Genomic DNA, 13,484 nt, shown 5'->3' with positions numbered 1-13,484 from the left:
GTATATTGGCTAAACAGGAGTTAGAATTACAGTATACTAAGTTAAAACTGAAAGAGGATAAGATTAAGGAGCTTAGAATACAGCGCCATGACTTTAGGAATGAATTACAGACTATATATACAATGTTGCAATTAGATAGGGTCAAAGAGGCTAAAGATTATATTAAAGGTACCTATTTAGATTTAGATAAGGTGGATTCAGATTTAGAGGAAGATAATATTATACATAGTGTCTTTATGTCTAAAAAGAAGGAAGCTGAAGACAAGGGGGTTGATTTTGAACTATTACTTGATAGTGATTTATCAAATGTTGCCATGCCATTAAATAAGGTCTTAAAGATATTATTTAATTTAATAGATAATGCTTTTGATGTCTTGGTTAAACTGCCTAGGAAGGAACGAAAGTTAACAGTTTCATTGTTTGATAAAGGAAATGGTATTGATATTATTATCCATAATAATGGTCCTGCTATCTCTCAAAGTCTTTTAAATAATATCTTTGAGCCAGGCTATTCTACTAAAGGAGAAGGTAGAGGCTTTGGTTTGTATATAGTTAAGACCTTATTAGAAGAGTATGATGGTAAGATTGATGTCGAAAGTAAAGAAGGAATTGGTACAAAATTTATCTGTAACTTGCCTAAAATATAAGAAAATGTAGAAAAAAGTTGACAGTAAATCGATGATGTGATAATATTCTATTAATAACAAAATGATAGTTTCTTTTAAATTAGTCCTGTGAGACTAGTAAAGGAAGTAGTTTTAACTGTTAATTTAATGTTACAAAGATATTGTAATCTGGTATACATTCAATTAAGAGTTAAGCTTATTAAAAGGTCTTCTTACTAGTTTAAGCTGGTGGGGGGATTTTTTTATACCATTAGTAATTTAACTGATATTTTAAATTTTTAAAAATTGAATATTTACCTTTAAGTTAATCCAGAGAGATTAGCAAGGTCTAAAACTAATATTTAGGATTAGTATATCTTTTGCTATAAATCCTTGATAAAAAAGTCCCTTGCCAATCTTCTGGCAGGGGATTTTTTATATTTAGACAATTAGATTATTTTTAATTTTTATAATAAAAATTGGAGGTGCTATAATGGGATTGAAAGATAAAGATTTATTAGGGTTAGAAAATATCAGTAAATCAGAAATAGAGCTAATTTTAGAGACTGCAAAATCGATGAAAGATATCTTAAAGAGACCAATTAAAAAGGTTCCTACCTTGAGGGGGAAGTTGATCGTTAATCTCTTTTATGAGCCAAGTACAAGGACAAGCTCATCCTTTGGGCTAGCTGCTAAGAGTTTAAGTGCTGATACCATGAACTTGTCAGTTAAGAGTAGTAGTGTAACTAAAGGAGAGAGCTTGGTTGATACAGCTAAGACATTAAAGGCTTTAGGAGCAGATGCAGTAGTAATTCGCCATGGAATACCAGGATCAGCAAAATTATTAGCTGAAACTATAGATATGCCGGTCTTGAATGCTGGAGATGGTGCCCATGAACATCCCACTCAGGCTTTATTAGATATGTATACTATTAAAGAGAAAAGGGGTAAGATAGAAGGGCAGAAGGTTGCTATTGTAGGTGATATCAAGCATAGTCGAGTAGCACGCTCAAATATTTGGGGATTGACCAAATTAGGTGCTGAGGTAAGATTGATTGGACCAAGTACTCTAATTCCAGTTGGAATAGAACAGATGGGAGTTAAAGTCTATAATAATTTAGAAGAGGGGATAGAAGGTGTAGATGTAATCAATCTACTGAGAATACAGAGAGAACGCCAGGATAAAGGATATTTCCCTACTATTAGAGAGTATACTAAGCGTTATGGATTAAGAAAGGAACATCTGAAATTAGCTAAAAATGATGTAACTGTAATGCATCCAGGACCGATCAATCGTGGAATTGAAATCTCTTCAGATTTAGCTTATGGTGAGGAAGCAGTAATCGAAGAACAGGTAACCAATGGCGTTGCTATCAGAATGTCTTTACTATATCTCTTATTAGGAGGAAGTAGAAATGAGTAAACTATTATTAAAGGGCGGAAAAATAATAGATTCAGTTCAAGGAAGTAAAACAGGAGATATCTTAATTATTGATAATAAGATAGCTAAGATAGGAAAGGATTTAGTAGCAGAAGATGCTAAGATAATTAACGTAAAGGGTAAGGTAATATCACCAGGATTGATTGATATCCATGTCCATTTAAGAGAGCCAGGTTTTGAACATAAAGAGACCATTGAGACAGGAACAAAATCGGCTGCTAAGGGTGGCTTTACCTCAGTTGCTTGTATGCCAAATACAGACCCAGTGATTGATAATCAGACTTTGGTAGAAGGACTATTATCGATAGCAAAACGGGATGGAGTAGTGAATGTCTATCCAATTGGAGCGATTACCAAAGGAAGTAGAGGCAAAGAGTTGGCTGAGATTGCTAATATGAGAGAGGCAGGGATAGTAGCAATCTCTGATGATGGGCATCCAGTAATGAATGCTGAGATGATGAGATTAGCTTTAGATTATAGCAAGGACTTTGATTTAACGATAATCTCCCATTGTGAGGATAAGAACTTAGCAGGTGATGGAGTTGTTAATCAGGGATACTATTCAACAATAACTGGCTTAAATCCAATTTCAAGCTCTTCTGAGAGTGTAATGGTAGGACGAGAAATACTATTAGCAGAAGAGACTGGAGCTAAGGTTCATATCGCCCATATCAGTACTAAAGAGAGTGTAGAGTTAGTAAGGCAGGCCAAAAAAAGAGGGGTAAAGGTAACTTGTGAGGTAACACCACATCACTTTACCTTAACAGATGAGGTAATTACTAGTTTTGATACTAATACTAAGATGAATCCACCATTGAGAAGTGTAGAGGATGTGGAGGCTATTAAAGAGGGATTAAAGGATGGAACGATTGATGTAATTGCAACTGACCATGCCCCTCATGCTGAGGAAGAGAAGGATGTAGAGTATAATTATGCTCCTTTTGGAATAGTTGGTTTGGAGACAGCTTTGGGCTTAGTAATAACTGAGTTGGTAGAGCCAGGAATTCTGACTTTAGAGGATGCAATTGCTAAGCTAACTATTAATCCTGCTAAGGTAATCGGAGTTGATAAAGGTAAGTTAGAGGTTGGCAAAGATGCTGACATTACTATTATAGATATAGATAATGAATGGGAAGTAAAAACTGAAGAATTAGTATCTAAGAGCAAGAATACACCCTTTGTAGGATTTAACTTAAAAGGAAGAGCAGTGATGACCATTGTAGGTGGAAAGATAGTTTATAGTAGTGACAAGTAACGGGTAGCGAGTGACGAGTAACTATTAATAATCTCTTTTTTGTCACTTGTTACTCATCACCTGGGACTTATTAAAAAGGGAGTGGATTAGATGAATTTTGCTGATAGATTGATGGAGAAGGTAGATGAGAAGAGAAGCCATGTTTGTGTAGGTTTAGATCCGAGGTTAGATCAGATTCCTACAGAGATTACAGATAAAGCAGTTGCTGAATATGGAACTACATTAGAAGCGGTTTATCATTCAATTTTAGAGTTCAATCAAGGGATTATCGATGCAGTTGCTGATTATGCTCCAATAGTTAAGCCACAGATGGCTTTTTATGAGCAGTATGGGCACTGGGGTGTTAAGGCTTTTGAAAAGACAGTAGCTTATGCTAAAGAATCTGGTTTGCTAATTATTAATGATGCTAAGAGAAATGATATTGGTTCAACGGCTCAGGCTTATGCTGATGGTCATTTAGGAAGTCCTAAGTTCTGGGATGAGCAGAAATTAGAGAGTAATTCTGACTCTTTAACAGTAACACCTTATCTAGGTTCTGATGGAATCAATCCTTTTGTAGAGACTTGTAGTGATTATGATAAAGGAATCTTTGTACTGGTTAAGACTTCAAATCCTTCCTCCCATGAGCTACAGGATTTAGAGAGCGAAGGAGTCAAGATTTATGAAAAGATAGCTCAATTGGTAAGTAAGTGGGGAGAAGAGGTAATCGGTAAAAGAGGATATAGTGCTGTTGGTGCAGTAGTAGGTGCTACCTATCCAGAGGAGGCAGCAAAATTAAGAGAGATAATGAAAAATAGCTACTTTTTAGTACCTGGCTATGGAGCTCAAGGTGGAACTGCTGCTGATGTAATCCCTGCTTTTAATGGTGATGGTTACGGAGCAATAATTAATTCTTCACGGGGGATTATATTTGCCTATCAACAAGATAGATATAGTGATGATTATCAAGAGGCTGCTAGAGAAGCTATTATTGAGATGAGAGAGGCTATTAATCAGGCTTTAGCAAAGGCAGGAAAAATATCTTGGTAATAACGGTTTACAAGTATGAATAATTAATGTATAATAATACAAACAACTTAATAAATATACAGATAAGTTATAAAAGGAGGTCTGGGAATGAAAGCAAAATTAGTTTTAGAAGACGGAACGGTTTTTAATGGAATCAGTTTTGGAGCAGAGATAGAGGCTAGTGGTGAGATTGTATTTAATACAAGTATGACAGGCTATCAAGAGATTTTAACTGACCCATCTTACAAGGGTGAGATAGTAACAATGACATATCCCTTAATCGGAAATTATGGGATTAATGATGAAGATATAGAGTCTTATATGGCACATGTTAATGGATTTATAGTTAAGGAGTTCTGTACAGAGCCAAGTAACTGGCGAAAGCAGAGTAAAATAGAAGAGTATTTAAAAGAGAATAACATTGTTGGAATAGCAGGAATTGATACTAGAGCATTAACTAAATTATTAAGAATTGAAGGAACAATGAAAGGAATTATCACTACTGAGGATATTCCAGAGGAGGAATTAATCCAAAGAGCCAAAGAGGCACCAGGGTTATCTGGTAGAGACTTAGTTAGTGAGGTAACAACTAAAGAGGTTTATACAGTGGGTGAAGGAAATCGATACAAGGTAGCTTTAATAGATTGTGGAGGTAAGAAGAATATAGTTCGTTCTTTGGTAGGGCGTGATTGTGAAGTAACTGTAGTGCCAGCTACTACTAAAGCAGAAGAGATCTTAAGCTACAATCCAGATGGGATTATGTTATCAAATGGACCTGGAGATCCTCAAGATGCTTCTTATGTAGTTAAGACAGTTAAGGAGTTACTTGGTAAGAAGCCTATCTTTGGAATCTGCTTAGGTCATCAAATCTTAGGTTTGGCCTGTGGAGCAGATACTTATAAATTGAAATTTGGACATCGTGGAGCAAATCATCCAGTTAAGGACTTAGCAACAAATCGAGTTTATATCACCTCTCAAAACCATGGTTTTGCTATCAAGGAGGATTCTGTTAAAGATCTTGATATAGAGGTTACTCATATTAATGTCAATGATGGAACTGTAGAAGGGATTAAGCATAAAGAATTACCAGCTTTCTCAGTACAATATCACCCTGAAGCATCACCAGGACCAGAGGATTCACATTATTTATTCGATAGATTTATCAATCTAATGAATAATTAATTTCAACAGACAGAGACTTAAACATATAAATTAAATAGTGAAAGGTTTTAAATCGGTACTTAATCAGTGAGAATTAGTGTCAAAAAGTTGTTTTAAGAACTTAAAGTCAAAAGAATATTAGACGCAGACTTACGCAGACAAAAGCAGATCAAAGAATAAAAGATGAAAATTAACAATTGTTTTGAATCAGAACTTAATCAGATTTTAGTCAGCGTCAAAAAAGTCTTTTAAGTTTTAAGAACTTAAAGTCAAGAGAATTATTAGACACAGATTAACACAGATAAAAGCGGACTAAAACAAAAATAATATGGAACCACGAATGGTCACAAATAAGCACGAATAAAGACAATGAAAAGATAAAATTTTTAAAATATTTATAAATTTAATTAATAGTTAATGAAAGTAAGATTCTTTTAAGAGTTTATTAGTGTAGATTCGTGTTAATTCGTGGCAAAAATAAGGGTTTGAATAATTTATAATTGTAATTAATTAAAGGAGGTTTCATTTATGCCAAAACGTCAAGATTTACATAAAGTAATGGTTATCGGCTCAGGACCAATTATTATCGGGCAGGCAGCAGAGTTTGATTATTCCGGAAGTCAGGCTTGCCGTTCATTAAAGGAAGAGGGTTTAGAGGTAGTATTGGTTAACAGTAACCCTGCTACAATTATGACTGATCAGAATATGGCTGATAGAGTTTATATCGAGCCTTTAACGGTAGAGCATATTTCAGAGATTTTAAGAAAGGAACGTCCAGATGGTCTTTTGCCTACTCTAGGTGGACAGATAGGGCTGAACTTAGCTATCGATTTAGCTAAGACAGGTATCTTAGAGGAGTTAGGGATCGAATTATTAGGTACTCCTTTAAAGACGATTCAAAAAGCAGAGGATAGAGATATCTTTAAAGCCTTGATGGATGAGATTGGTGAGCCAGTCTTAAAGAGCCGTACAGCAGAGACGATGGCTGAGGTTTTAGAGATAGCTGATGAGATTGGTTATCCAGTAATTGTGCGTCCAGCCTTTACTATGGGTGGTACTGGTGGAGGAGTAGCTGATAACCAAGAGAAGTTAAAGGAGATTGCTACTCGTGGCTTCAAGCATAGCCTTATTGGACAGGTATTAATCGAAAGAAGTGTTAAAGGGTGGAAAGAGATAGAGTATGAGGTAATGCGTGATAGTAATGATAACTGTATTACAGTCTGTAACATGGAGAACTTTGACCCAGTAGGAATCCATACAGGGGATAGTATAGTAGTAGCTCCAAGCCAGACCATCTCTGATAAAGAGTATCAGATGTTACGTTCTTCATCACTTAAGATTATTAGAGCCTTAGGAATTGAAGGGGGATGTAATGTTCAGTTTGCTCTAAATCCTGATAGCTTTGAATATATCATCATCGAAGTTAACCCTCGTGTAAGCCGCTCTAGTGCCTTAGCTTCTAAAGCTACAGGTTATCCAATTGCAAAGGTTTCAGCTAAGATTGCTTTAGGTTATACTTTAGATGAGATCGATAATGCAATCACTCAAAAGACTAAAGCCTGCTTTGAGCCAGCCTTAGATTATGTAGTATTAAAGATTCCAAGATGGCCTTTTGATAAGTTCCATTATGCTGATAGAGAGCTAGGAACACAGATGAAAGCAACAGGAGAGGTAATGGCTATCGAGCGTACCTTAGAAGGAGCTATGTTAAAGGCTGTCCGTTCTCTAGAGGTAGGGGCTTCTGGATTGAAGCATGCTGAGGTTGAAAGTTGGAGTGATGAGAAGTTAGCAGAGAATTTACAGATAGCTGATGATAGAAGAATCTTTGTAATTGCTGAGGTTTTAGGACGAGATTGGAGTATAGATAAGATTCATGAGTTGACAGGAATCACTAAGTTCTTCTTAGTTAAGATGAAGCATGTAATTCAATTAGAGAAGAAGCTAGAGAAAGAAGGTTTAACGCCAGAGCTAGTTAAAGAGGTTAAAGGCTTTGGATTTGCCGATAAAGAGATTGGACTCTTAACTGGAACTGATGAGATGACAGTGAGAGAGTTCCGTAAAGAGCATGGTATTGATGTTGTCTATAAGATGGTTGATACCTGTGCAGCAGAGTTTGAGGCAGAGACACCTTATTACTACTCTACTTATGAGAAGACCAATGAATCAGAGGTTACTGATAAGAAGGGTGTCTTAGTTATCGGTTCAGGACCAATTAGAATCGGTCAAGGAGTAGAGTTTGATTACTGCAGTGTTCATTCAGCTTGGGCTTTACATGAAGAAGGCTATGAATCAATTATCGTTAACAATAACCCAGAGACAGTAAGTACAGACTTTGATACTTCTGATAGATTATACTTTGAACCAATTACTAAAGAAGAGGTAATGAATATTATCGAGCATGAGAAGCCTGAAGGTGTTGTAGTACAGTTTGGTGGACAGACAGCAATCAACCTTGCTAAACCATTAGCTGATGAAGGTATCAATATCTTAGGAACCTCTTTTGAGTCAATTGATCTTGCAGAAGATAGAGATAAGTTCATCAACCTACTTAGAAAGTTGGATATTCCAACACCAGAGGGGGATGTAGTCTTCTCTAAAGAAGAGGCTAAAGAGGTAGCAAATAAAATAGGTTATCCAGTCTTAGTAAGACCATCTTATGTACTAGGTGGTAGAGCAATGGAGGTTGTTTATAATAATGAAGAGTTAAATGACTATATGGAGAATGCTGTTAAAGTAACTCCAGAGCATCCAATCTTAATCGATAGATATATTGTTGGTAAGGAGCTAGAGGTAGATGCCATCTCTGATGGAGAAGAGGTAATCATTCCAGGAATCATGGAGCATATTGAGAGAGCTGGAGTTCACTCTGGAGATAGTATTGCAGTCTATCCTACTCAAACAGTTAGTCAAGAGTTAAAGAATACAATTGCTGACTATACTAAGAAATTAGCAGTAGCCTTAGATATCAAAGGATTGGTCAATGTTCAATATGTAGTCGATGGAGATACCCCTTATGTAATCGAGGTAAATCCAAGATCAAGTAGAACAATCCCTTATCTAAGTAAGGTAACAGGAATTCCAATGGTTAATCTAGCAACCAAAGCGATGTTAGGACAAAGCTTAAAGGATAGTGGATATCCTCTTGGCTTAGTACCAGAGAAAGAGCATGTTGCTGTTAAGGTTCCAGTCTTCTCCTTCTCTAAATTAACAGAGGTAGATACCAACTTAGGACCAGAGATGAAGTCTACAGGAGAGGTTTTAGGTTTAGACTATGACTATGAAGCGGCTCTATACAAAGGCTTTGTAGGGGCTGGGATGAATATACCAAAATCAGGAACTATCTTAGCTACAATTGCTGATATGGATAAGGAAGAGGCTGTACCGTATATTCAAAAGTTTGCTGAGTTAGGCTTTAAGATAGTAGCTACTACAGGAACAGCTAAAGCTTTAAGAGAGGCAGGCTTAGAGGTTGAAGAGGTTAAGAAGTTATCTGAAGGCTCTCCAAATGCAATTGATTTGATTAAAGAGGATAAGATTGACTTAGTAATCAATACCTTAACTAAAGGTAAGATGCCAGCTAGAGACGGGTTTAAGATTAGAAGAAATGCTGTAGAGATGGGGGTACCTTCTTTAACTTCCTTAGATACAACTAAGGCTATCTTACAGGTATTAGAGAAGATTACTTCAGGTGAAGAGATAAGTGTGCAAGCATTACAAGATTATGTATAAATACTAATTAGTAGTAAGGGCGAACTTAAGTTCGCCCTTAATTAAGGAAAAGGGGTGAAGTTAATGTCAAAGAGAGTAATTGCAAAGATTATTTCACAAGAAGAGATTAGCCCTAGACATTTTAAGATGGTTATTGATGCACCAGAGGTTGCTAAAGAGGCTAAGATAGGACAGTTTATCCATCTTAAATGGGTAGCAAAATTAAATGAGTATGATCCATTACTTAGAAGACCAATCAGCCTTAATGAGATAGATAAAGAAGCGGGAACAATAACTATTATTTATCGAGCAATTGGACGAGGAACTCAGCTATTAGCTACACTTAAGGTAGGAGATCAAGTAGATATCATGGGACCAATTGGGATGGGGTTCTCAATTCCAGAAGAAGCCAATAAGTTTGTAGTAGTTGGTGGAGGAATGGGAATCGCTCCATTATATCCAGTAGTAAAAAAATTGGTAGATGAAGATAAAGAGGTAACAGTCTTAATCGGTGCTGAAAATAAAGGACAATTGTTAAATTTAGCAGATTATGAAGAGATGAATGTAAAATTAAAGGCTGCTACTGTAGATGGAAGTTATGGATACCAGGGTTTTGTAACACAATTTCTAGATGATACTTTGGCAGATACAAATTATATCTATACCTGTGGACCAGAAGTGATGATGGAGGTTGTACAAGAATGGGCGTTAGCTAATAATGTAAAAGGAGAGGCTTCCTTAGAAGAGCGGATGGGCTGTGGAACAGGGGCATGCCTATCCTGTGTTTGCAAGATTAAAGTTCGTAATGAGTCAGGTTGGGACTATAAGAAGACCTGTATTCAAGGACCAGTCTTCCCATTAAGTGAGGTGATCTTTAATGACTAAAGTAAATTTGGTAGTAGATTTAAATGGTTTGAAGTTACAGAATCCAGTCACAACAGCTTCAGGAACCTTTGGCTTTGGACCAGAGTATAAAAATTATGTTGATTTAGATAGACTTGGTGGAGTAATGGTAAAAGGGACAACTCTAGAACCTAAATTAGGAAATCCTACTCCTAGAATAGCAGAGACTCCAGCAGGGATGTTGAATGCTATTGGTTTACAGAATCCTGGAGTAGACCATTTTTTAGCTAGGATTTTACCACTGATTAAGGACTATAACTTTAAGACTATAGTTAATATTTCTGGTAATACTGTAGAAGATTATGCTAAATTGGCTAATAAATTAAATGTTGATGGTGTAGATGCTTTAGAGATAAATATCTCTTGCCCTAATGTTAAAAAGGGAGGCTTAGCCTTTGGTACTCAGCCAGAGATGGCAGCATCAGTAGTAGAAGCTGTCAGAGCTGAGACTGATATGACCTTAATCACCAAATTATCACCAAATGTAGCTGATATCACCTCAATTGCTAGAGCTGTAGAAGAAGCAGGAACAGATATTATCTCCTTAATCAATACTTTATTAGGGATGAAGATAGATATTCACCGCCACGAGCCGATCTTGGCTAACAAGATGGGGGGATTATCAGGACCAGCTATCAAACCAGTAGCAATCAGAATGGTCTATCAAGTAGCCCAAGCAGTAGATGTACCATTGATTGGAATGGGTGGAATCAGTAATGCTGAGGATGCAATTGAATTCTTCCTAGCAGGAGCAAGTGCCATCTCAGTAGGTACAGCCAACTTTGTTAATCCAGAAGTAACCATGGAGATACTAGATGGAATTGAGAAGTATCTAGTAGAGAAAGGCTATGAAGATATTAATGAGATAGTAGGATTAGCTATAAAGTAGTAACGAGTAACGGGTGATGAGTGACGAGTAAAGAATAAGAACTTAACTCGTTACTGGTTACTCCGTCACTCGTCACCGAACTTAAAAAAAGGGGGATTTATCATGAAAAAAGAGAGAGTAATCGAAATCTTTAAAACAACTGGTGTATTACAAGAAGGACATTTCAAATTAAGCTCAGGTTTACATAGTAATCAATACTTACAATGTGCACAAGTCTTACAATATCCTGTCTATGCTCAAGAGTTAGCAGAAGGTTTAGCAGAGAAGTTTAAGGATGTAGAGATAGATGTAGTAGTAGGGCCTGCTATGGGTGGAGTAACTTTAGCCTATGCAGTTGGATTGGCTTTAGAGAAGAAGACAATCTTTACAGAACGTGAAAATGGGAAGATGACTTTAAGAAGAGGATTTAGATTAAATGAAGGTGATAAGGTCTTGGTAGTAGATGATGTATTAACTACAGGTAAGTCTATCAATGAAGTAATTGAGGTTTTAAACCAGACAGGTGCTGAGCTAGTAGCTGTAGGAACCTTAGTTGATAGAAGAAGTAAAGAGATTAACTTTGAAGTACCAACTGAATCGATGTTAGCAGTAGATGTAAAGGCTTATGACCCTCAAGAATGTCCAATGTGTCAAGAGGGGTTAGAGGTTACTAAACCAGGCAGTAGATTTTTAAAATAATATATTCTTTGAAGTCTATAGTTGGTAATTAATTACCAACTATAGACTTTTGTTTATTATTTACAAGTATAAATTTAGATTGGATTGCAGGAGTTTAAGTAATCTTACAGAAATATTAAAAGAGAGCAGAGATTTCTCATAATGTAAGAGTCAAGAAGGGAGCTGTTCTATGAATGTAGAACTTAATGTACCATTATTTGATATGGTTATGTGCTTATCTGATGCTATGGATTTGGTCAGTCCTATTGTAACTGGTCATCATAAACGGGTAGCTTATATTGCCTCAAGTATAGGAAAAGAGCTTGGATTATCTAAAGAGGATGAGAAGGATTTAATAATTGCAGGTGCTTTACATGATGCAGGTGCATTTTCTTTAAATGAACGAATGGATTCTTTAAATTGGAATATCGCAGATGAAGTATATGAAGAGACTGAGTTCTTTACAAGTGCTCCTTTTTATGAATATGCAGGTACTATTAGTCATGCTGAGCTTGGTTATTATCTTATCAAGAAATTCAACCCTTTTATTAGGATAGCTGAAATAATACGCTATCACCATGTTCCTTGGGATAATGGAAAAGGGAGATATTTCAAAGGAAAAGAGGTATCTTTGAGTAGCCATATATTACATTTGGCTGATGTTATCGATCTATTAACAAATAAAGATAAAAGTGAAGAGGATATTCTCAGTCAAAGTAGTGAAATCTCTGAAAAGATTTTAAAAGAGGTTGGAGAGAACTTTTCACTTGAATTGGTAGAGACCTTCTTGTCATTAGCTAAAAAAGAGGCTTTCTGGTTTGGTTTAGTCAGTCCAGGAATAGATAGAACATTATCCAAAAGGGTAGAAGGTGTTAATCTTGTATTAAATTATGAAGGGCTTCTTAGTTTGGCTAATTTATTTAGTCAGATTATAGATTTTAGAAATCGCTTTACAGCTACTCATTCTAGTGGAGTAGCTGCTAGTGCAGGGGTCTTAGCAGACTTAGTTGGCTTATCAGAATTTAAATGTCGACAGATTAAAATAGCAGGTTATCTCCATGATTTAGGAAAATTGGCTGTTCCTCCTGAAATTTTAAATAAGGGTGGGAAATTAACTAGAAAAGAGTTTGATATTATAAAAAGACATCCTTTTTATACATACAAAATTTTAGATAGAGTTAAGGGATTGGAAGAGATAAAAATTTGGGCTTCTTATCACCATGAACGAGTCGATGGACAAGGATATCCTTTTCATACCAAAGGTGAAAATTTACCTATAGAAGCAAGGATAATGGCAGTAGCAGATGTCTTTACAGCAATTACTGAAGATAGACCTTATAGGAAAGGGATGAATCTTCAGAAAGCATTATCTATTTTGGAAGAGATGAGCAGTGATGGTGCTTTAGATAAAGAAGTGGTTGCAATATTAAAGGATAATTTAGAAGAGATAGACGGTTTTAGAGTTAAGGCACAGACCATTAAAGCCGCAGAGTATGAATCTTTTTGGCATCAGTTAGAATAAGAAGTGATTTAAAGTAATTCTATTTCTAATATGGTGCAAATTTTGGTAAAAATCAATAATGTCTAAATTAGGGTAATGAGATATCCACTAGGTTTATATAAAATTTAATAATTTGATTAAAATCTTGAATTTATTTATATATTATAATGGGGTGAGTGCATATTATTGGCTTTAATTGTATATAATAAAAGAAGTAGTGATAAGCTTTAATTCATATCCAAAAACTTTTATAGAAAAAATTATATACAATGATATCTCTATTTTTGAAAGTTGATTTAACAGTGATTTTGAATCAACTTTACCCATAACTAATAGTTATAGTTTTATAAGTGAAA

The 13,484-nt window shown here is 35.7% G+C and carries 10 protein-coding genes; all 10 read left to right on the top strand.

What is annotated here, in order from left to right; genetic code table 11:
• Positions 1–5 precede the first annotated feature (5 nt).
• The 10 genes from U472_RS17600 to U472_RS01465 all read left to right on the top strand — a co-directional run bounded on the left by U472_RS17600 (position 6) and on the right by U472_RS01465 (position 13,149).
• On the top strand, positions 6–647 hold the full coding sequence (locus tag U472_RS17600) for a sensor histidine kinase (RefSeq protein WP_068714821.1): 642 nt from the start codon (positions 6–8) through the stop codon (positions 645–647).
• A 451-nt stretch (positions 648–1,098) separates the two neighbouring features.
• Positions 1,099–2,028: an aspartate carbamoyltransferase catalytic subunit gene (locus U472_RS01505; protein ID WP_068714819.1), complete on the top strand. Its 930-nt coding sequence runs from the start codon at positions 1,099–1,101 to the stop codon at positions 2,026–2,028.
• Positions 2,021–3,301: a dihydroorotase gene (locus U472_RS01500; protein ID WP_068714817.1), complete on the top strand. Its 1,281-nt coding sequence runs from the start codon at positions 2,021–2,023 to the stop codon at positions 3,299–3,301. Before U472_RS01505 ends, U472_RS01500 begins: the two co-directional genes overlap by 8 nt.
• Before the next feature lie 90 nt (positions 3,302–3,391).
• A complete protein-coding gene (gene pyrF, locus U472_RS01495; protein ID WP_068714815.1) occupies positions 3,392–4,330 on the top strand; it encodes an orotidine-5'-phosphate decarboxylase in 939 nt (312 codons plus the stop codon).
• An 87-nt stretch (positions 4,331–4,417) separates the two neighbouring features.
• Positions 4,418–5,491, top strand: a complete 1,074-nt coding sequence (gene carA, locus U472_RS01490) for a glutamine-hydrolyzing carbamoyl-phosphate synthase small subunit (RefSeq protein ID WP_068714813.1) — start codon at positions 4,418–4,420, stop codon at positions 5,489–5,491.
• Between the two features lie 507 nt (positions 5,492–5,998).
• On the top strand, positions 5,999–9,199 hold the full coding sequence (carB, locus tag U472_RS01485; RefSeq protein ID WP_068714811.1) for a carbamoyl-phosphate synthase large subunit: 3,201 nt from the start codon (positions 5,999–6,001) through the stop codon (positions 9,197–9,199).
• Positions 9,200–9,262: 63 nt separating this feature from the next.
• Entirely contained in the window at positions 9,263–10,063 is an 801-nt protein-coding gene (locus U472_RS01480) for a dihydroorotate dehydrogenase electron transfer subunit (RefSeq protein ID WP_068714809.1), read from the top strand.
• A complete protein-coding gene (locus tag U472_RS01475; protein ID WP_068714808.1) occupies positions 10,056–10,970 on the top strand; it encodes a dihydroorotate dehydrogenase in 915 nt (304 codons plus the stop codon). The genes U472_RS01480 and U472_RS01475 overlap by 8 nt, the downstream gene beginning before the upstream one ends.
• 102 nt (positions 10,971–11,072) lie before the next feature.
• Entirely contained in the window at positions 11,073–11,648 is a 576-nt protein-coding gene (gene pyrE / locus U472_RS01470; RefSeq protein WP_068714806.1) for an orotate phosphoribosyltransferase, read from the top strand.
• Positions 11,649–11,817: 169 nt separating this feature from the next.
• Positions 11,818–13,149, top strand: coding sequence for an HD-GYP domain-containing protein (locus U472_RS01465; RefSeq protein ID WP_068714804.1), 1,332 nt, complete (start codon positions 11,818–11,820; stop codon positions 13,147–13,149).
• The last annotated feature ends 335 nt before the right edge of the window (positions 13,150–13,484 follow it).

This window comes from Orenia metallireducens, from assembly GCF_001693735.1.
GTDB lineage: Bacteria > Bacillota > Halanaerobiia > Halobacteroidales > Halobacteroidaceae > Orenia > Orenia metallireducens.
Note: the sequence above shows the minus strand (reverse complement) of the source record. Positions and strands in the feature narration are given on the sequence as shown.

Excerpts from the sequence above, each read along its gene's own strand:
- U472_RS01500 (WP_068714817.1), top strand. The coding sequence starts at position 2,021 with ATGAGTAAACTATTATTAAAGGGCGGAAAAATAATAGATTCAGTTCAA.
- pyrE (WP_068714806.1), top strand. The coding sequence starts at position 11,073 with ATGAAAAAAGAGAGAGTAATCGAAATCTTTAAAACAACTGGTGTATTA.
- pyrF (WP_068714815.1), top strand. The coding sequence starts at position 3,392 with ATGAATTTTGCTGATAGATTGATGGAGAAGGTAGATGAGAAGAGAAGC.
- U472_RS01465 (WP_068714804.1), top strand. The coding sequence starts at position 11,818 with ATGAATGTAGAACTTAATGTACCATTATTTGATATGGTTATGTGCTTA.
- carB (WP_068714811.1), top strand. The coding sequence starts at position 5,999 with ATGCCAAAACGTCAAGATTTACATAAAGTAATGGTTATCGGCTCAGGA.
- U472_RS01480 (WP_068714809.1), top strand. The coding sequence starts at position 9,263 with ATGTCAAAGAGAGTAATTGCAAAGATTATTTCACAAGAAGAGATTAGC.
- U472_RS01475 (WP_068714808.1), top strand. The coding sequence starts at position 10,056 with ATGACTAAAGTAAATTTGGTAGTAGATTTAAATGGTTTGAAGTTACAG.
- carA (WP_068714813.1), top strand. The coding sequence starts at position 4,418 with ATGAAAGCAAAATTAGTTTTAGAAGACGGAACGGTTTTTAATGGAATC.
- U472_RS01505 (WP_068714819.1), top strand. The coding sequence starts at position 1,099 with ATGGGATTGAAAGATAAAGATTTATTAGGGTTAGAAAATATCAGTAAA.